The sequence below is a fragment of the Hwanghaeella sp. genome (assembly GCF_965227365.1).
GTDB lineage: Bacteria > Pseudomonadota > Alphaproteobacteria > UBA8366 > Aestuariispiraceae > Hwanghaeella.
This window is the reverse complement of sequence record NZ_OZ245754.1, coordinates 382,574-400,686: the sequence shown is the minus strand read 5'-3', so window position 1 is coordinate 400,686 and position 18,113 is coordinate 382,574. Positions and strand designations below refer to the sequence as shown.

The 18,113-nt window shown below is 60.9% G+C and carries 14 protein-coding genes; 5 read left to right on the top strand and 9 right to left on the bottom strand.

Annotated features, from left to right (window positions below; genetic code table 11):
* Positions 1-66: 66 nt before the first annotated feature.
* From ACQK2G_RS01695 to ACQK2G_RS01680, 4 genes are all read left to right on the top strand, one after another.
* The gene (locus ACQK2G_RS01695) at positions 67-540 is read left to right on the top strand and encodes an Lrp/AsnC ligand binding domain-containing protein (protein ID WP_425403282.1); all 474 of its coding nucleotides are present in this window, start codon (positions 67-69) and stop codon (positions 538-540) included.
* A gap of 64 nt (positions 541-604) precedes the next feature.
* Positions 605-2,536, top strand: coding sequence for an asparagine synthase (glutamine-hydrolyzing) (asnB, locus tag ACQK2G_RS01690; protein WP_425403281.1), 1,932 nt, complete (start codon positions 605-607; stop codon positions 2,534-2,536).
* Between the two features lie 16 nt (positions 2,537-2,552).
* Entirely contained in the window at positions 2,553-3,707 is a 1,155-nt protein-coding gene (locus ACQK2G_RS01685) for a glycosyltransferase family 4 protein (RefSeq protein ID WP_425403280.1), read from the top strand.
* Positions 3,708-3,744: 37 nt separating this feature from the next.
* Positions 3,745-4,521 (top strand): SDR family oxidoreductase, encoded by a 777-nt coding sequence (locus ACQK2G_RS01680; RefSeq protein WP_425403279.1) that lies wholly within the window; start codon positions 3,745-3,747, stop codon positions 4,519-4,521.
* 9 nt (positions 4,522-4,530) lie between these two features.
* Here the strand turns inward: ACQK2G_RS01680 and ACQK2G_RS01675 are convergent, their stop codons facing one another.
* Positions 4,531-5,415, bottom strand: coding sequence for a DMT family transporter (locus ACQK2G_RS01675; protein ID WP_425403278.1), 885 nt, complete (start codon positions 5,413-5,415; stop codon positions 4,531-4,533).
* 84 nt (positions 5,416-5,499) lie between these two features.
* A complete protein-coding gene (locus ACQK2G_RS01670) occupies positions 5,500-7,107 on the bottom strand; it encodes a thiamine pyrophosphate-binding protein (RefSeq protein ID WP_425403277.1) in 1,608 nt (535 codons plus the stop codon).
* 103 nt (positions 7,108-7,210) lie between these two features.
* On the opposite strand from ACQK2G_RS01670, the gene ACQK2G_RS01665 reads away from it, so the two are divergent.
* Positions 7,211-7,786, top strand: a complete 576-nt coding sequence (locus tag ACQK2G_RS01665) for a sugar O-acetyltransferase (protein ID WP_425403276.1) — start codon at positions 7,211-7,213, stop codon at positions 7,784-7,786.
* Here ACQK2G_RS01665 and ACQK2G_RS01660 read toward each other — a convergent pair.
* The 7 genes from ACQK2G_RS01660 to ACQK2G_RS01630 form a co-directional block, all read right to left on the bottom strand.
* Positions 7,783-8,958, bottom strand: a complete 1,176-nt coding sequence (locus tag ACQK2G_RS01660) for a hypothetical protein (RefSeq protein WP_425403275.1) — start codon at positions 8,956-8,958, stop codon at positions 7,783-7,785. The genes ACQK2G_RS01665 and ACQK2G_RS01660 overlap by 4 nt on opposite strands.
* A gap of 123 nt (positions 8,959-9,081) precedes the next feature.
* The gene (locus ACQK2G_RS01655) at positions 9,082-9,627 is read right to left on the bottom strand and encodes a GNAT family N-acetyltransferase (RefSeq protein WP_425403274.1); all 546 of its coding nucleotides are present in this window, start codon (positions 9,625-9,627) and stop codon (positions 9,082-9,084) included.
* Between the two features lie 82 nt (positions 9,628-9,709).
* Positions 9,710-13,075, bottom strand: a complete 3,366-nt coding sequence (locus ACQK2G_RS01650) for an error-prone DNA polymerase (RefSeq protein ID WP_425403273.1) — start codon at positions 13,073-13,075, stop codon at positions 9,710-9,712.
* A complete protein-coding gene (locus tag ACQK2G_RS01645; RefSeq protein ID WP_425403272.1) occupies positions 13,075-14,661 on the bottom strand; it encodes a DUF6504 family protein in 1,587 nt (528 codons plus the stop codon). The genes ACQK2G_RS01650 and ACQK2G_RS01645 overlap by 1 nt, the downstream gene beginning before the upstream one ends.
* Positions 14,658-15,428 (bottom strand): ImuA family protein, encoded by a 771-nt coding sequence (locus ACQK2G_RS01640; RefSeq protein WP_425403271.1) that lies wholly within the window; start codon positions 15,426-15,428, stop codon positions 14,658-14,660. Before ACQK2G_RS01640 ends, ACQK2G_RS01645 begins: the two co-directional genes overlap by 4 nt.
* 557 nt (positions 15,429-15,985) lie before the next feature.
* A complete protein-coding gene (locus ACQK2G_RS01635) occupies positions 15,986-16,813 on the bottom strand; it encodes a phytanoyl-CoA dioxygenase family protein (RefSeq protein WP_425403270.1) in 828 nt (275 codons plus the stop codon).
* 29 nt (positions 16,814-16,842) lie between these two features.
* Positions 16,843-18,033, bottom strand: coding sequence for an amino acid ABC transporter substrate-binding protein (locus tag ACQK2G_RS01630; RefSeq protein WP_425403269.1), 1,191 nt, complete (start codon positions 18,031-18,033; stop codon positions 16,843-16,845).
* Positions 18,034-18,113 lie beyond the last annotated feature (80 nt).

Genomic DNA, 18,113 nt, shown 5'->3' with positions numbered 1-18,113 from the left:
CCATTCTTGCATTTATTTCGCTATTTCATCTGGTGATTAGCCATAGATGCAGTGATTAATTCTGCTATGAGCAAACCCCTGGACCGAATAGACCGCTCAATTCTACGGCTGCTGCAATCCGACGGCCGCCTGTCGAATGTCGAGCTGGCGCGTCGTATCAATCTGTCGCCGACCCCGTGTCTGGAACGGGTAAGAAGGCTTGAGAAGGCAGGCTTTATCCGCGGCTACTCCGCACGGCTAAATCCGTCGAAACTGCATTTGGGCCTGGCCGTTTTCGTGCAGGTGACGCTCGACAAGACGACGAGCGACGTATTCGAAAAGTTCAAGGCCGCGGTCGGTGAAATCGACGAGGTCGTCGAATGCCACATGGTCGCCGGCGGTTTCGACTATATTCTGAAGGTGCGGACGGCGGACATGGATGCCTTCCGCGCCTTTTTGGGCGATATCATCAACAACCTTCCAGGCATCGCCTCAACATCCACCTATGTCGTCATGGAAGCCGTGAAGGAAGGTGAGAGCCTGCCCGTCCCGTCATCGTGACGATGCTGCAGAATTGCGATTTTCGATCTGTCCTATCGGGTGAAAACGCCTTAGGTTCCGGAACATGTGCGGGATAGCCGGTTTCATCGAAGCAAAATCCGAGAAGGGTCCGAAGGCGCTGCTGGCCGAGGTCAATGCAATGACCGACGCCATGCTGCATCGCGGCCCCGACAGCGGCGGTCATTGGCTGAATTCCGAGGCCGGTATCGGCATGGGTTTCCGCCGTCTTGCGATCATCGATCTGTCCCCTTCCGGCAATCAGCCCATGACGTCCAGCTGTGAGCGTTATGTCATCACATATAATGGCGAGGTCTATAACTATCAGTCGCTGCGCCAGGTGCTTGAATCCGAAGGCCGCCGGCTGCGCGGGCATTCCGATACGGAAGTGATGCTGGAAGGCTTTTCGGCCTGGGGCGTGGAAGAGACCGTAGAACGGTTGATCGGCATGTTCGCGATCGCCCTATGGGACAAGAAAAAGCGTGAGCTGACGCTGATCCGGGACCGGCTGGGGATCAAGCCGCTCTATTTCGGGCTGCAGGACGGCATGTTCCTGTATGGGTCGGAACTGAAGGCACTACGCGCCAAGACCGGCTGGACGGCCCGCATGAACCGCGCGGCCATGACCCAGTACCTACGCTATAACTACGTGCCCGCGCCCTTCACGATCTATGACGGCATTTTCAAGCTGGAGCCCGGCTGCATCCTGCGCTACCGGCCCGGTATCGATCAACAGCCGCGGATAGAACGTTTCTGGAATTTGGACGACACGATCCTGAAAGACCGGAGTTCGCCAGACCCGAAATCTGCTGTCGGCAGGCTCGAGCCGCTACTACGCGATGCCGTCGAACGGCGCATGGTCGCCGACGTGCCACTCGGCGTTTTGCTGTCGGGCGGGGTCGACAGCAGCGTGATCGCCGCGTTGATGCAGGATTGTTCCTCCCGCCCGATCAAGAGTTTCACGATTGGGTTCGACAATGCGGGCTATAATGAAGCGGACCAGGCCCGCGCCGTGGCGGATCATCTTGGCACCGATCATACCGAACTGACCCTGACCGCTGATGACGCCCGTAATCTTATCCCGCAAATGCCGGATTGGCATGACGAACCCTTCGCGGATTCATCCGCCATGCCGACCTGGCTGGTCTCCAAACTGGCGCGCGACCATGTCACCGTCGCCCTTTCCGGAGATGGCGGCGACGAAGTCTTCTTCGGCTACAATCGATACCGAGCCGCCGCAACCGCCTGGGGCAAGGCCAAGTCCGTACCCGGTTCATTCCGATCCATCGCGGCCGGAGGGTTGCGTGCATTGCCGACCGGAACCTGGGACTCCTTGTCTGCCTTGATCCCCAGCGGCAAGCGGCCGCGGATGGTCGGCGACAAGATGCACAAACTGGCGGACCTGCTGGCAAGCGGCAGCGAGGACGACGCCTATCGCGCCTTGATCAGCCATTGGGACAACCCATCGGAGCTGACTGGTGTCGACGAGCCGGCTTTGTCCATGTGGCGTGGCGGCGCCGCCCTGTCGGATTTTACAGAGCGCATGGCCTATTACGACACGCTGAGCTACCTGCCGGGCGACATCCTGACCAAGGTGGACCGGGCAAGCATGGCGTGCAGCCTGGAAGCGCGGGTGCCGCTGCTGGACCACCGGGTTGTCGAATATGCCTGGTCACTTCCCAAGGAAATCAAGATACGCGACGGTGTCGGAAAATGGCCGTTGCGCCAGATTCTTTATCACTACGTCCCGAAGGATCTGGTCGATCGACCGAAGGCTGGTTTCGCGGTGCCTCTGGCCGGCTGGCTGCGCGGGCCCTTGAAGGAATGGGCTTTCGAGATGCTGTCGGTGGAGCGGTTACGCGACGGCACCGGCCTGCAGCCCGAGCCGATCCTACGCGCCTTCCGCGACCACCTGAAAGGCGACGGAAATCATGCCGAAGCCCTGTGGAACATCCTGATGCTGCAAAGCTGGATGGACCGCTGGTCCCCTTCCGTCTGAAGCGCCGGTTGACCAAATGACGTCTCTCTTTCCCAAGCTTGAAGGAAAGACTCTCCTCTTCCTGGTCAGCGAGGATTGGTACTTCTGTTCCCACCGCCTTCCCATAGCACGGGCGGCCCGGGATGCAGGGATGAAAGTTGCCGTCGCATGCCGCGTACGCAAGCATGGCGAAGCAATCCGGAATGAAGGGTTCGCGCTCTATCCCATCAGGCTGAACCGCAGCGGACGGAACCCTTTTGCGGATATCGGGTCGATCCTCGCGCTCCGAAAACTGTACCGGCGTGTGCGGCCTGATATCGTACACCAGGTCGCCGTGAAGCCGGTTCTTTACGGCTCGGTCGCGGCCTGGCTCGCTGGCGTGCCTCATGTCGTGAATGCGATGGCGGGCCTGGGATTTGTCTTCATCAGCAAGGGCGCTTTCGCCACGCTGGTCCGGCCGGCCCTGGCCGCCGCTTTCAGAATCCTGCTGAATCGGCGCAACACCCGGCTGATTCTGCAGAACGGGGATGACAGCGCCCTGTTCCAGTCCCGGATCGGCGTATCCTCGGACCGCATCGCGATCATTCGTGGATCGGGCGTCGATACAAATACCTTCACACCCTCGCCCGAACCGGCTGGCCCCATCACGGTCAGCTGCGTCAGCCGGATGCTATGGGACAAGGGCATAGGCGAATTGGTCGACGCCGCCCGGCTTCTGCGTCGCAGTGGAAAGGATATCGTAGTCCGCCTGATCGGTCCGACGGACGACAACCCGGCGTCGATTCCGCAAGAAATGCTCGATGCATGGCGGGCGGAAGGCATCGTCGATATTGCCGGCCCCACCACCGATGTTGCCGCCGTCTATGCAGGAAGCCACATCGCCGTTCTACCTTCCTACCGCGAAGGCCTGCCGAAATCGCTGCTGGAGGCGGCTGCCTGCGGTCTGCCGATGGTCGCGACGGATGTTCCGGGCTGCCGGGAAGTCTGCCGTAATGGAGAGACCGGGATACTGGTCCCTGTGCGCGAGGCCGAGCCTTTGGCAGCGGCACTGGAACGATTGGCGGAAGACGAGGCGCTTCGAAAGACATACGGCATTGCAGCCAGGCGGGCCGCCGAGGAAGAGTTCGCCGAACCGGTTATCACCGAACAGACATTGGTCCTTTACGAAGCCATTCTGGACGATGAGAAATGAAACAAGCCAACACTAATACCTTAATGGAGGAAACAACATGTCGATAGATCTTAAAGGGTCGAGAGTTTTCATTTCCGCCGGAGCGTCCGGTATCGGCCGCGCGATGGTCGATACATTCGTGAAGGCGAATGCGAAGGTTTATACATGCGACGTCGTCGATGAAACGCTGGAAGATCTGCGCGCCAAATACCCAAGCGTGAAAGCCGTGAACTGCGACTGCGCGGATTACGAAGCCGTTTCGGCGATGTTCGAAGACATTGAAAAGACACTCGGCGGACTGGACGTGCTGGTCAACAATGTCGGCATTGCCGGGCCGACGGCGCGTGTCGAGGATATCGAACTGGATGACTGGCAGCGCACGCTGGACGTCAACATCACCGCGCATTTTTACTGCACCAAGCTGGCTACCCCGATGCTGAAAGCCAACCAGAAGGGTGCCGTCATCAATCTTTCCTCCGTCGCGGGCCGTCTCGGTTTTCCCCTGCGCCTTCCCTATGCGGCATCGAAATGGGCCGTGGTCGGCTTCACCAAAACTCTGGCGGCCGAATTGGGACCCGACAACATCCGCAGCAACGCGATTTTGCCGGGTATCGTGGACGGCGAACGGATCGACCGCGTGATCGACGCCAAGGCGAAGGCAATGAACATCTCCTTCGACGCCATGCGCGAGAAACTGGTATCCGGCGTCGCGATGCGGACCAGCGTTTCGCCTTATGACATCGCCAATATGGCAGTGTTCCTGTCGTCGGATATGGCGCAGAAAGTATCCGGGCAGATCATCAGCGTCGACGGTGACGTGTTACAGATCAGCTGACCAAAACCGTCACGCTCTCCTGCGGCGGGCTTCACCGGTCAGAACGGTAAGCCCGCCCGCAATAATCACCGCCGCCCCGATGAATGTGGCAATATCCGGCCAATCCCCGAAAACGATCCAACCGAGCCCGAGCGCCCATAGGATCTGGATATACATGAAAGGCGCGATCGTGGAGGCCGGCGCATCCTGATGCGCAACGATCAACAGCCCGTGCCCCGTGCCGCCAAGCACGCCGATCGCGATCATTAACGCCCAATGCTCCAAGCTCGGCGCGACCCATTCGAATGGGACCCAGCATGACGCGGCCACAGTCCCGACCAGGGCCGTGTAGAGCATCGTTACCCGGCTCGGATCGACTGAGCGCATTCGCCGTGTCGCAAGACTGAACAAGGCGATACAGATCGCCGAGCCGATCACCAGCAAGGCCGGCCAGCTCAACCCGTCGAATCCGGGCCGAACAATTATCAGCACGCCAACAAACCCCACCAAAGCGGCGATCAATCGTCGAGCGGTCAGGGTTTCGCCCAGCAAAGGCTTCGCCAAAAGGACGACCATGATCGGCGCAACGAAGACGATGGCGGTCACCTCGACCAGGGACAGAAAGGTCAAGGCGAGGAAATACAGAATCGTGTCGATCAACAGCAGCATCGACCGTCCGACCTGCGCGACAGGACGCGTGGAGCGAAAAACCGAAAGACCGTCCCGGGGCAACAGGAACAACAGCATCAGCAGAAGATGCGACGCATATCGCGCCCAGATCACCTGGGAGAGGGGAAGCCCTTCCTGCGTCAGATGTTTGGCAATCGCCTCCTGCCCCGCGATGAAAAGCACCGCGGCCATCATCAGAACGATCCCGCGTACCGGCCTGTCGGGGTGCTGCATATTGCCGGTCATAGAATCATTCTTCCTGCAGGAGGCATTGTCGCTGCATCGCTCCCGGGAATTGCGGTGATAAGCTGAGGAACAAAGGTCGCCCCCCTATTTGCGAAGAGCCGACAGCATATCCGGATATCCGGACGGGTCGACCGTGACGTCAATTAGGGACGGGCCACCGCGCGACAGTGCCTCGCCAACCGCATCGGACAGCGCCTCGACACCCCTCACGCGGGATCCTCTTACCCCCATCGCCTCGGCCGCCGCGGCATAATCGATCGTCGGATAACGCACGCCGAGAGACGGTCGTTGCTGTGCCTGTTGCTTGATATCGATCAGCGACAATGCCGCATCGTTGAACACGACGGTGACGAGATCGACGCCCAACCGTGCCGCCGTCGCCAATTCAGTCAGACACATGGATAGGCCGCCATCCCCGGTAATGGCGATGACCGGTAGCTCCGGGTCATGCAGCGCCGCCGCTATCCCTGCCGGCACCGCGAAGCCCATCGTCGACAACCCATTGGACTTCAGCACGCCAAATGGAATTTCCGCCCGCCATAAAGCCATCGCCGGAAACATATGCGCACCGGAATCGACCGTCAGTCGCGCACCGTTGGACGCCCGTTGGATTGCCTGCACCAACGGACGCGGGTCGTCCGGATGCTTATCCCAGTCCATGTCCAGGGGCATCAAGCGCGTCTGCTGCGACGACTTCATCGCAGCAACCTCATCCATGGTCCAATCGCCTGTCAGGCCATGACCGATCAAGGCGGGCAGTATGACTGCCGGGTCACCAATCAATTGTGCAACGGCGCGGAAGGGCCCCGCATCATGCTCGACTTCGGCGATATCGATGACGGGTGCTTTGTAGGGCCAGGGCTGATTGATCAACTCGATCGGATCCAATCCGACGGTCAGGATCAGGTCGGCGGCGTGCAGCACCGACGCCTCCGCGGTTCCGCCGGTCACATGCCCGACAAGACCCGGATCGGCATCGGGTACGATACCCTTTGCCTTATAGGTGGTGAGAACCGGACAACCGACCCGCTGGGCCAGATGCCGCACGGCTTGGGCGACCTCCGCAGACCGCGCCTCGAGACCGACGAGCAGAACCGGGCGGCGGCATTGCTTGAGGAGGTCGGCTACCTTTGAGGAAACGTCCGGAAACTGATCGCCGGGAACATCGGCGGATTCGATTCGCGGCAGCGCCGCTGGTCGCGACGCCTGGGCCGCGGACAAGTCGACATGGACCGGGCCAAGCGGTGGAGTAATTGCCCGACGCAACAGGCCGACGAACGCATCCGGACCGGTTTCGGCATCCAGCGCCGCTCCACCGCGAACCAGCGGGGCGAACATTGCCTGTTGATCGTATTTCTGATGGATTCCACCGGCATTGGTTCCTTCGACCTGATCCGTGAACACGACCAACGGGGCCTTTTCCAAGGACGCATATGCGGCACCATTCACCACGCTGGCTGCGCCCGGCCCCACGCCGGTCAGGACGACGCCGGGGGCACCGGTCAATTCCCCGGTAACGGACGCCATGATCGCACCAGCCGTCTCGGTCTGGCTGAGGATGAATTCGATCCCGTGTCGCGCGCCCGCATCGATAAGATCCAGGCTGCTGCCGCCGCCCGGCACGCCGAACATGCGGCGGACCCCCATTTGAGCAAGTTGTTCCGTCAGGACATCGGCCAGGGTTTTCGGCATGAGGAGATTTCCATGTTGATAGGAAGGCGGACGCATTATGCTGCTGTTCCGCGCTAGCCCGTCAAGGGACGGTCCCAGCATCAAAAGGCGGAATCCAAGTACAATGAGCGAACTGGAAAAAATGCGGCGGGGCGAAGCCTATTGTCTTTTCGATGCCGAATTGAGCGCCCTGCGGGATACGGCCCGCCAGGCCTGTAACGCCTTCAACGCGTCGGAACCGATGGAAGCGGACGGCACACCTCATATTTTGCGTCAGCTTTTCGGGTCGGCGAATGGCGATTTCTTCATCGAGGCCCCGTTCAGGTGTTTCTACGGGTTCAACATCCATATGGGACGGAATGCCTACATCAACGTCAATGGTGTCTTGATCGATACCGCCCCGATCCGGTTGGGGGACGACGCCATGATCGGGCCAGGAACGGTGCTCGCCTGCACCGACCATGACCGCGACCCGCAGCGCCGCGCCGCCGGCATGGAATGGGGTAAGCCGATCACCATCGGTTCGCGGGTCTGGATCGGCGCGAATGTGACGGTCCTGCCGGGCGTCACGATCGGCGATGACGCCATCGTTGGATCCGGTTCTCTTGTCAGCCGTGATATACCGGCTGGCATGCTTGCCTATGGGAACCCCGCACGGGTGGCAGGCCCGGCCGTGATACCGCCGGGGCAAAGAGCTTAGACCGAGCCCGCCCGGCGCAACTGTTGCTTTTCCGCGTCCGCCCCCGCCGGCATGACGAAATGGGCGAAAGGGAAGCCGTCGACCTGTTCAAGCGCCTCTATGCTCAACCCATCGGGGTTGTCCTGATACGCCAGCAGTGCCGAGGCAAGGCAAAGCTGATCCACATACCAAACCGAGTCCGGTAATTGGTGTGACAGGAGATTGGCCAGGCGGTTCAGGAACGTCCTGACCGCAGGGCGATTGCGCAAGTGGATGAAGGCCGCATGATGACGCAGCCACGGCATCAACGTCGGCATGGCGAAATAAGCCAGGTCGACACTGCCGATTTTTTCGAACAGGCTATCGAGATTTGCCAACCGATCCAGATCGATATCCAGCATGAGCATGTCGCAGTCGTAACGCCGCATTACTGCATCCGCTGCAAAGAATCGGGCGCAGGCGTAGTACTGACTGTTGCTTCTGTCCTTGGATACGGTTTCATGCGAAAGAAAGACATCCGGTCCCGCCTTCGCCTCGAATTCCTCTTGCTGACCGGGCCGGGGATTGACGATATGGATGTGTACCGGGCCAAGACCGGTCACGACCTGCAGGAATCGCTCTCCGAACCGGTCGAAATAACCGCCGTCGCAAGCAGCGAAGATAAGCGGATCCGGCCCGGAAGGGGGAGCGGGATTTTCCGGCCAGACGATTTCCTGGTGATCCATCACACCCCAGTCGGACCAGAATATTCGGGTTTCCGTAGGTGATGTAATCAGTCTGGAAAACCCTGGCGTCTGCGCGAGATGGGGGACCGTGGAGAAGAAATTCGGGCTTCTAGCAATTGCGTCGGCAACATCCCGAAAGGCCTGTGGACCGGTCCTGTCTTGATCATAGAGACGCGCGCAAGCGGCAAAAAAATGTACGACGACAGCAATCGGGTTCTCCCAGGACATACTGTCGCCGAATTGGATCAAGCGCTGACGCAAAGGCGGGTTCTGGACGAATTCATCGTGAAACAACGCCTGGAACAGTATGGGGACCGCGTCACCGGTCATCTTCTGGCGTTGTTCAAACAGAGCAAGATGATCCGGTACGCCTTGCGCGATGATCATCAGGCCGACTGTCTTCCAAGTATCCATATCCTGGGGATTGGATTGCAGGGCTTCAATAGCGGAGGGTAGATCGGCGGTCATTGTCCCTGTCTTTGCCTGCGCTCTCTCTTGCTGCTTGGCACCATGCATCACGGAGAATGCCGGCAGAGGATCACGTCATCCATGTTTCTGCATATGGCAGCCTACCCTTTTTGCGGGACGGTGTCAGGCCAGGCTTCGCTCATAGGCGATGACCGGTTTTTCCTTGTAAGTCGTCCGTGCGGTCTGCTGGAAACCGAACCTGTCCGCAACACGGATCGAATCCGCGTTTTCCGCATCGATGATGCAGAAAACCTTGTCCGCCGTAAGGTTCCTGCGGCCCCAGTCGAGCGCCGCCGTCACCGTTTCCCTGGCATAGCCTTGGCCATGCACCTTGCCGCTGAGGACCCATCCCATTTCGGGCTTGCCGGAATGGGAAGGCTCCATGTCTCGTTTGAAATCCGCAAAGCCCACTTCGCCCAACAGCAGCCCGGTTTCTCGGTCCTCAACCAGCCAGAACCCACAGGAGAATGCATGCCAATGTCCCAATCCGCGCAGGAACCGGAACCATGTTTCCTCCCGCGTCATCGGCTTGCCCCCGATGAACCGGGTCACTGCCGGGTCCGACCACAAGGCATGGACGCTTTCATAATCCTCACTCCGGTGAGGACGCATGCGGGTGCGCGCCGTCTCCAGGATTAACGTATCCAAATTGGGGCGGACCATGGACATCGTAGTACTCCGGCTGGTTTTACCGCGTTGGATGGACGTGAACATGCCGTTTTCGGCCAAGCTGACTTAATATGGGGTTCGTCTAGTGAAAGTCCCGGCTTGGGAACAACACCTTGGCCTGATCCCGAGGATGCCGCGGCCGCGGAACTGGGGCCGCCTGGGTGGTGGAGGGTTGTTGCGGCACCGTCTTCATCGGCCGATAACCGGCCCCCCGATGCGCATCGGGGGCGATGACCTCCCTTTCCGGGGCCTTTCCCGGCCTGGACGGGGAATAGACCGGGCGTTTCACTTCATCCGTCGGGGCGGAGACATCGGCGAAGGTGGCGGCGGGATCGCCGGTCGCCCCGATGGCCAAGGCATCGAGCAGATGAGATATGTCTTCAATCTTTTTTGAAATCACGTGTGTGACGATTCCCTGGCGCTGCAATTCGCCCGTCACGCGCATCAAACGTGCCGACAATATCTCCCGCCTGAACTTCTTGAACGTATCCTGCCAGATGACGATGTTGGACCATCCCGTTTCATCCTCCAGGGTCGAAAAGACGACGCCGCGCGCACTGCCTGGACGCTGGCGCACCAGGACCAGCCCGGATACCGTGACCGTCGCGCCATCCGGCAAAGTCAGCAGGTCCTCCGCCAAGGTCTCCCCCGCAAGGGCCGGGCGCAGCAGAGCGCAGGGATGCGCCTTCAAGGACAGACGCAAGTGGGAATAATCCTGCACCACCTCCTCCCCCAGGGTCGGTTCGGGCAAAATGACAGCGGGTTCCTCCCCCTGCTCCTCCTCGCCCATAACCTCGAACAACGGCAGCGGCTTGTCTCCCCCGACCGCCTGTACCGCCCAAACCGCCTGTCTTCGGCTCATCCCCAACGAGCCGAAGGCATCCGCCCTGGCCAGAGCTTGCAAGGCCCGCTTCTTCACCCCGGCGCGCCGCCATAGATCCAAAGGCTGGGCATATCCGTTTCCGCGCGCCGCCACGATCCAGTCTCCATCCTCCTGCGACAATCCCTTGATCTGCCGGAAGCCGAGCCGGATGGCGTAACCGCCCTTGGAAAGATGCTCCGGCGCCGCCTCCAGCACATGATCCCAGGAGGAATGGTTTACGTCGATCGGGCGGATCTCCACCCCATGCTCCATCGCATCGCGGATGATTTGCGCCGGGGCATAGAACCCCATCGGCTGACTGTTTAGCAGGGATGCGCCGAAGACCGCCGGATAATGGCACTTGATCCAGGCGGAGACATAGACCAACAGGGCGAAGCTGGCAGCGTGGGATTCCGGGAAACCATATTCGCCGAACCCTTCGATCTGCCGGAAACAGCGTTCGGCGAAGTCCCGCTCATAACCTCTCGCGGCCATCCCCTCGACCATCTTCTCATGAAACTCATGAATTTTCCCGGTCTTGCGGAATGTCGCCATGGCGCGCCGCAGTTGATCCGCCTCCCACGGTTCGAATCCCGCGGCGACGATGGCGATCTTCATCGCCTGTTCCTGGAACAACGGCACGCCAAGGGTCTTGCCCAGGACGTCCTCCAGCTCCTTGGAGGGGAAGGATACGGTCTCCTCTCCGTTCCGGCGGCGCAGGTAAGGATGAACCATATCGCCCTGGATCGGGCCGGGACGGACGATCGCCACCTCGATCACCAAGTCATAGAAATCGCGCGGTTTCATGCGCGGCAGGAAGGCCATCTGCGCCCGGCTTTCCACCTGGAAGACACCCAGCGAGTCCGCCCGACACAACATGTCGTATGTCGCCTTGTCCGCCGGCGGGACGCTCGCCAGATCGTAATTCCGGCCATAGTGATTGCGCAGCAGCTGAAAGGCCTTTCGCAGGCAGGTCAACATACCCAGCGCCAGGACGTCTACCTTCAGGATACCCAGCGCATCCAGGTCGTCCTTGTCCCATTCGACCACGGTGCGGTCGGCCATCGCCGCATTCTCGATCGGGCACAGTTCGTCGAGGCGCCCGCGGGTGATGACAAAGCCGCCGACATGCTGCGACAGATGCCGTGGAAAGCCGATAATCTCATTCACCAGCGCAATGGTCTGGCGTAGTCGCCGGTCGCTCGGGTCCAGCCCGACTTCCGCGAGGTGCTCATCCGCGACATCTTCGGTCGACCAGCCCCAGATACGGGACGCCAGCAACGCCACCGTATCCTCGCTAAGCCCCATCGCCTTGCCGACCTCACGCACCGCGCCACGGGCACGATAACAGATCACGGTCGCCGCCAACCCGGCCCGGTGGCGGCCGTATTTGGCGTAGATGTACTGAATCACTTCCTCGCGGCGCTCATGCTCGAAATCGATGTCGATATCAGGCGGCTCACCGCGTTCGGCGGAAACGAAACGCTCGAACAGCAGGTCCAACCGCGCGGGGTCCACGGCGGTCACGCCCAGACAGTAGCAGACAGCGGAATTGGCCGCCGAGCCACGTCCCTGACACAGGATGTCCTGCGTCCGGGCAAAGCGCACCATGTCATAGACCGTGAGGAAATAAGCGGCGTAATCGAGTTCTCCGATCAGCTTCAACTCGTACTCCACCTGCTGCCGGACCTTGCCCGGCATGCCGCCCGGATAGCGCTGTTTTGCCCCCTGCCAAGTCAGCTTCTCCAGCGACTCCTGCGCCGACAGCCCCGGCTCAAGCACCTCGTCCGGATAGGTATAGGCCAATTCGTCCAGGGAGAATCGGACCTTTTCCGAAATTTCCCGCGTGGCCGCCAATGCCCCCTCATATCCGGCGAACAGCACTGCCATTTCCTGCGGCGATTTCAGATGGCGCTCCGCATTGCGCTGGACCAGCCAACCGGCATCGTCGATCACGCATTTCTCGCGGATGCAGGTCAGCACATCGGCAAGCGGCCGGCGGGCGGGTGCATGCATCATCACATCATTGGTCGCGACCAGAGGGACGCCGGATTGCCGGGCCAAGGCCGCGCATTCCTCGATCCTGGTTGCGTCGTCGCCGGACAGTCCGTGACTGACGGCCAGATAGACGTCTCCCGGAAAAGTGTCCCGGTAGAGAAGCAGTTCTTCCGGTTCACTCTTTTCATGCTGGGCGGGCGGAAGCACGATCAGCACCATGCCAGCGGCATATTCGATGACATCCGTCCGGTAGAGCAGGCAGCTTCCCTTTTCCGCCCGGCGACGGCCGAGCGTGATCAGACGGCTCAGCCTTGCATAGGCCTCCTTATCCTTCGGATAGGCGATCACCGACGCCCCGTCGGCCAGATCCAACCGCGCGCCGACCAGCAATTTGATATTGTGCCGCTTCGCCGCGGTATGCGCCCGCACCACACCGGCCAAACTGTTACGGTCGGCAATGCCAATGGCGGAAAGCCCCAAGGCCGAGGCCTGTATCACCAATTCATCCGGGTGGCTCGCCCCTTCCAGGAAAGAGAAGTTGCTCAGGCATTGCAGTTCGGCATAAGCGCTGTCTTGATCCATCGACATCAGCCGAACAGCCCATGCATGAACCAATCCCCGATCCCAGCATTGGCGTCGTTCAGCCCTGGACTGCGATACATCCAGAACCGCTGACCGGATGGGCTTTCAACACGATAATAGTCGCGTGGCTGCGCATTTCTCTCCGACCGCCACCATTCGGGCGACAAGCGTTCCGGCCCCGTGACCCGGCCGACATCATGCCATCGTCCCCGCCAGGAAAAACGCCTCGGCATGTCCTCATGGGCCTCCGTCTCCACCGGTTCCGGCGCATTCAACAGGAAGGACGGGCGCATCGGCAGGCCCGCCGGCCAAGGGGGTCGGTCTCCTTCCCCATCCGCAGGGCCCGAGGGCTGGAAGACGGAGGCAAAACGCCCGGCACGTTCCGGCACATGGCTGCGCCGGGGATCTATCCGCAGCAACCGGCCGCTACCCAATCGGGCGGCCAGCCGGTCCAGCAGTCGGTCGAATTCCGGGTCCCCTCCCCGCCCCGCCGCAGATTTCCCTTTGTCATCACCCGCCGCAGGCAAAGCGGCATCTCCCTGCTCGGCCTTCAAATCTTCAACCACCGGGGCGGCGAGGATCATGCTGTCGATCCCGAAACCGGGATCGAGGGACGCAAGACGCTCGGCGAACAGACGGGCCAGATGATGCGGGTCGCGCACCACCCGCGCGACGCCGACCGTCAGGCTGCATACATCGCCATCCGCCCGATAGACGGAAAGCATCAGCCGGCGGCATCCACGCTGCTCCCGCTCCAGCCTGGCGGTCATTCGTGTCAGCAACCGATCGAGGGCCCGGGCGATATCTTCCGGCGTTCCGATCGGTTCGGGAAAGGAGAGCCGCACGCGATAAGGCGCCGCATGCGGCTTGGGAGAGATCGCATCCGGTAGATCGCCCAGCGCACGGTCGAGCCGTGTAACGAGATCCAGCCCGAAACGCGTGGCCAGACTGGAGCGCGGCAGGGGATAGAGATCGCCGATCTTGTGCAACCCCACCCGGTGCAGCCCCGCCGCCGTATCCGCCGTGATCCCCAGGGCCTCCACCGGTAGGGACGCCAAGCGTTCCCGCAGCACCGGCCCGTCCTGGGGAAGCATTCCGGTGGCAAACGGCCTGCCATCTCCGAACCGGGCCAGCGCAACAGCGGCAAGGGGTGTTTCCGCCTGCGCCGCCCGGGCGGTGAAACCGATACCATCGAGACGCTGCCCGATATCCGCCAGCATCGCCGCATCCCCGCCGAACAGATGACCGCAGCCGGTCGTATCCAGCAGCAGGCCATCCGTCCCGTCCAGCGCCACCCAGGGCGTGTAGCGAACGCACCAGTCGCGCAAAGCATCCAGCATTTTTCGTTCTTCCGGCGGATCGGCCCGGCGCAGGGTGACGTCAGGATAGAGCGCGCGGGCATTCGCCAGGCTCATCCCCGGCGTCAATCCCGCGTCGGCGGCACAAGGGTTCACCGCCGCCAGAACCATCTGCCCCCGGCTTTCCATGAAGGTCGCGAAGGGGCGTTCCGCCAGGGCGGGCTCATCCCGTTCCAATCGTTCGGTCGCGAGCCAGGGCAGCCAAAGGGAGATCAGGGAGCGTGGCCGGGTCATCCAGCCATCCTCCCCTTACGCAGGATTGAGGCAGAGGAGGATCCATCCCGGTCGACGCGCACCCGCCAAACCGTATCCGGCACGGCACCGCCACGCACCCGTAGAAGGGAGGCCGCCCAGCAGGCTCTGTCCCTGGGATCATGTAGCGGCGCCGGATCGATCCACCAACGGGTTGCCGCTGCACTGGGTGTCACCGCCCCGCCCCCCGGGTTTTCTCCTTCCGAGAGGATCAAGCCCAAACCGCCGCCCGCTTCCGCCGCCAGTTGCAGCCGCCGGCTGGCGGTCAGGTCCACGGGCCTGCCGATGGCGCGGGTCCGCCGCCCCCGATCCTTCTCCATCTGGGCGACGACGGCCGCGACCGCTCCCGATTTCAGCGCTTCCTCCACCGTCCAGAGCATCTCCTCCCGGTCACGGCAGACGGCAACGACCAAACGGTGCGGGTCGATTCTCGCCTGCCACAGTCCGGGACCATAGAGATGGTCCCGGCGGCCTTCCGGCACGCACCACAGGATGGAGCCGTTCCCGGACAGGCCGGATACCATCAACCGCAACGCGAAGTCCGCGGCGGACGGGCCCTGGACCTCGTGGACCGCGGCCAGCGCCAATCCATTCCCCGGCAAAACCGCGTCGATCTCCGCAATCCCGGTGGAAAGGCAAGGCCCAGCCCCTTTCCCGCCGGACATCTCGATCGCCGCAATCGTCCGCCGCAGGTCGGCCGGCAAGGTGCGGCGGGCCCGGATTGGGCAAGCCTGACCTTTCGCCGACACCGCGCGTCCCACCGGATTTGGGGATCCATCCAGCATGCTTTTCCACATATTCCTGTTTTGTTCTTTTATAGTTCCTCGTATGTTCTTTCGTCAATAATACCCTTTGCCCCTGCGCGGCCCGCGAACAAAGCAATCGCGCTGACTTCCGTTTCAACGCTGTCGGCAAAATCGACCAGGAAAACAGGGCCGCGATCGCTTCTTCATCACAGATCACGACACCCTGTTGACAGAGACGCAGCAGCAAAACCTCGTCCAAGGCTCCATGCCTTACAGGTCCGGCAATTTCCTCCATTCCGATTGCCTCGGTATCGAGCCTTACTCCAAGTTACCAATTGAGAAGGGAAAGCCGCATCTGCGTTACCGTGCTTGAGCGGTTCTATCGATGAATCGAGTAGACACTGCTTGACCGACATTCAATCTGTCCCCGGTGACCGCGCCCTCTGTCCACCAGCGACCATTACTTCGTCGCTGATTCCCCGAGGATACTCCCCAATGCCTGAGAGCAAGCGCGGGCAGTTTGCGATCAGTACAAGTCGGGCTGAGAAAACAAGGGATATTCAGAGCCTTCCGGAGGCGGCAGCCTGCTTCACTTCCTTGCTTTGATAGCGCGACCACATATCAGTCAGGAAGGCCAGGGTATCCGGATCGAGATCGCGCTTCGGGACCGGGTCCGGGTCCCAATGGTCATGCGTATCCTGCCCACGCACCAACAGTGCTGTCCGGCGCCCCAGCGTGGAACGGACATGGGGGGCGATATAGAAAAACGCCAACCCCATGCGCCTGTCGTTCGACGGATTGGCGAGGCTGCCATGCGCCGTCCTCACATGATGGATTGAGAACTCTCCGGGCTCGAGTTCGAGATAAACGGCTCGATCATCGTCGATCCCGACAATCGTTTGCCCACGCGCGAGGAGATTCTGAGGATCATAGGTTTCCTCATGCTCATAGTCGGCGGTGAGGTGCGATCCTGGCAGAACGCGTAGACACCCGTTCGACTTATTGCTCTTCGTGAAGGCAAGCCAGACGGTGACGCTGTCATTGGGATCCAGGCCGTAATAGGCGCTGTCCTGATGCCATGAGACGAACTTGTCGTTTTTCGCAGCCTTGGCAAACATCGAGGACCCGAAAAGCATGATATCGGGACCGAGGAGCGACTCGACGGCATCGAGGATAACCGGATGCCGGGCGAGATCGACCATCCAAGGCGCCACCACATGCGCCTTGATTTTCATGCGCTGGTTGCAGTCCTCGCCGAGTTCCTGCTCCATCGCCTCGATCCGATACCGGCACTCGGTCGCATGCGCGACGGAAAGCGCCCTCTTCTTCACGAAATAACCATTCTCCTCGAAATGTGCGGCCTCTTCCGAGGTTAAAGAACCGCTCATCACCGCCTCCTATTCCGCATCGTTTGGATTTATTGAATCAGCTTCGTCGTACCGGTCGAGATCGATGCAGGCGCGAGTACCGCGGGTTTACCGTCCTGAATTTGGATGATGGGCAAATCGCGGTTGTCGTTGAGGCCGTCGCCCCGGAATTTGATCGGACCGTAGAAGGTGGTGATGTCCAATTCGGTCAGCGCTTTGCGAACGGCATCACGGTCGAGAGTGCCCGCTGTTTCGATCGCCTTTTGAAGGGCAATCAAAGCCGCCGCGGAAGAGGCGTGGACATAATCCGGTTCCGCACCGCCGGTCGCCTCGACGACCGCGTCGTAGAAAGCCTTTGTGGACCCGAAAACGTCATCTCCTTCATAGGATGCGGAATAGTGCCACCAGGATGCACTGGTGATGTTTTCCGCCAGCGGCCCCAGGTTATCCACGAACTCCTTGTAGGCCGGGCCCGTGATCATCGTGATGATTGGGGCGTCGAGATCCAGATCCGCCATCTGCTTGCGGAACAGGACCAGATCCTCGGTATAGCCGGTAACGTAAATCCAATCAGGTTCTGCCGACCGAATGGCGGCGATCGATGCCGAATGATCCAACGTCCCGACCGGGTAGAGGTCGTTATAGACGATCGACAGGTCACGGCCTTCCACCCCGCCGGCCATCAGCTTGGCCATGATGCGCGGGAAAACGTCGTCACGGCCAAGGATCGCAATCTTTTTCAGGTCCGGCTTGGCTGCGGAGAACAGGTCCAGCATTCCGTTGATCAAACCGCTTGAAGGAGCAAGCGTTCCGAACAGATTTTTGAAACCCTGGTTATGCACCGGTTCTGACGATGCGACCGCAATGATCGGCACGCCATACCGTTCCGCTACAGCAGCCGTGATTTTTGTGTGGCCCGACCCGAAGGGCGCGGTCAGGAAGTCGACCTCGTCATCCGTGATCAGTTTTTCAGCAAGGATACCGGCCCGTTTTCCATCGGTCTGATAATCGTAGGTGATCAATTCAACCGGCAAAAGGCGATCGCCAACCTTGATGCCACCAGCGGCATTCACTCGTTCGAGCCAGAGGTCGTAAGCAAGCTTCTGCTTGGCGCCTTCCGACGCCAACGCGCCGGTCAAGGCGAGCGGCGAACCGATCTTCACCACATCCTGGGCGGCAGCGGAAAAGGACCAAAAGACACAAACGGCACCGAACAGAAACTTTCCAATTACCCGGATCATGGCATAGCACTCCCCATGCAGTTGCCCCTCCGCCGGACGGCCCCATCAGACAAGCCCGCCGACATCGAGTTGGATCACCA

What these genes read in the sequence shown, in the direction of transcription:
- ACQK2G_RS01695 (WP_425403282.1), top strand. Translation starts at nt 67, where the DNA reads ATGAGCAAACCCCTGGACCGAATAGACCGCTCAATTCTACGGCTGCTG.
- asnB (WP_425403281.1), top strand. Translation starts at nt 605, where the DNA reads ATGTGCGGGATAGCCGGTTTCATCGAAGCAAAATCCGAGAAGGGTCCG.
- ACQK2G_RS01685 (WP_425403280.1), top strand. Translation starts at nt 2,553, where the DNA reads ATGACGTCTCTCTTTCCCAAGCTTGAAGGAAAGACTCTCCTCTTCCTG.
- ACQK2G_RS01680 (WP_425403279.1), top strand. Translation starts at nt 3,745, where the DNA reads ATGTCGATAGATCTTAAAGGGTCGAGAGTTTTCATTTCCGCCGGAGCG.
- ACQK2G_RS01675 (WP_425403278.1), bottom strand. Translation starts at nt 5,415, where the DNA reads ATGACCGGCAATATGCAGCACCCCGACAGGCCGGTACGCGGGATCGTT.
- ACQK2G_RS01670 (WP_425403277.1), bottom strand. Translation starts at nt 7,107, where the DNA reads ATGCCGAAAACCCTGGCCGATGTCCTGACGGAACAACTTGCTCAAATG.
- ACQK2G_RS01665 (WP_425403276.1), top strand. Translation starts at nt 7,211, where the DNA reads ATGAGCGAACTGGAAAAAATGCGGCGGGGCGAAGCCTATTGTCTTTTC.
- ACQK2G_RS01660 (WP_425403275.1), bottom strand. Translation starts at nt 8,958, where the DNA reads ATGACCGCCGATCTACCCTCCGCTATTGAAGCCCTGCAATCCAATCCC.
- ACQK2G_RS01655 (WP_425403274.1), bottom strand. Translation starts at nt 9,627, where the DNA reads ATGTCCATGGTCCGCCCCAATTTGGATACGTTAATCCTGGAGACGGCG.
- ACQK2G_RS01650 (WP_425403273.1), bottom strand. Translation starts at nt 13,075, where the DNA reads ATGTCGATGGATCAAGACAGCGCTTATGCCGAACTGCAATGCCTGAGC.
- ACQK2G_RS01645 (WP_425403272.1), bottom strand. Translation starts at nt 14,661, where the DNA reads ATGACCCGGCCACGCTCCCTGATCTCCCTTTGGCTGCCCTGGCTCGCG.
- ACQK2G_RS01635 (WP_425403270.1), bottom strand. Translation starts at nt 16,813, where the DNA reads ATGAGCGGTTCTTTAACCTCGGAAGAGGCCGCACATTTCGAGGAGAAT.
- ACQK2G_RS01630 (WP_425403269.1), bottom strand. Translation starts at nt 18,033, where the DNA reads ATGATCCGGGTAATTGGAAAGTTTCTGTTCGGTGCCGTTTGTGTCTTT.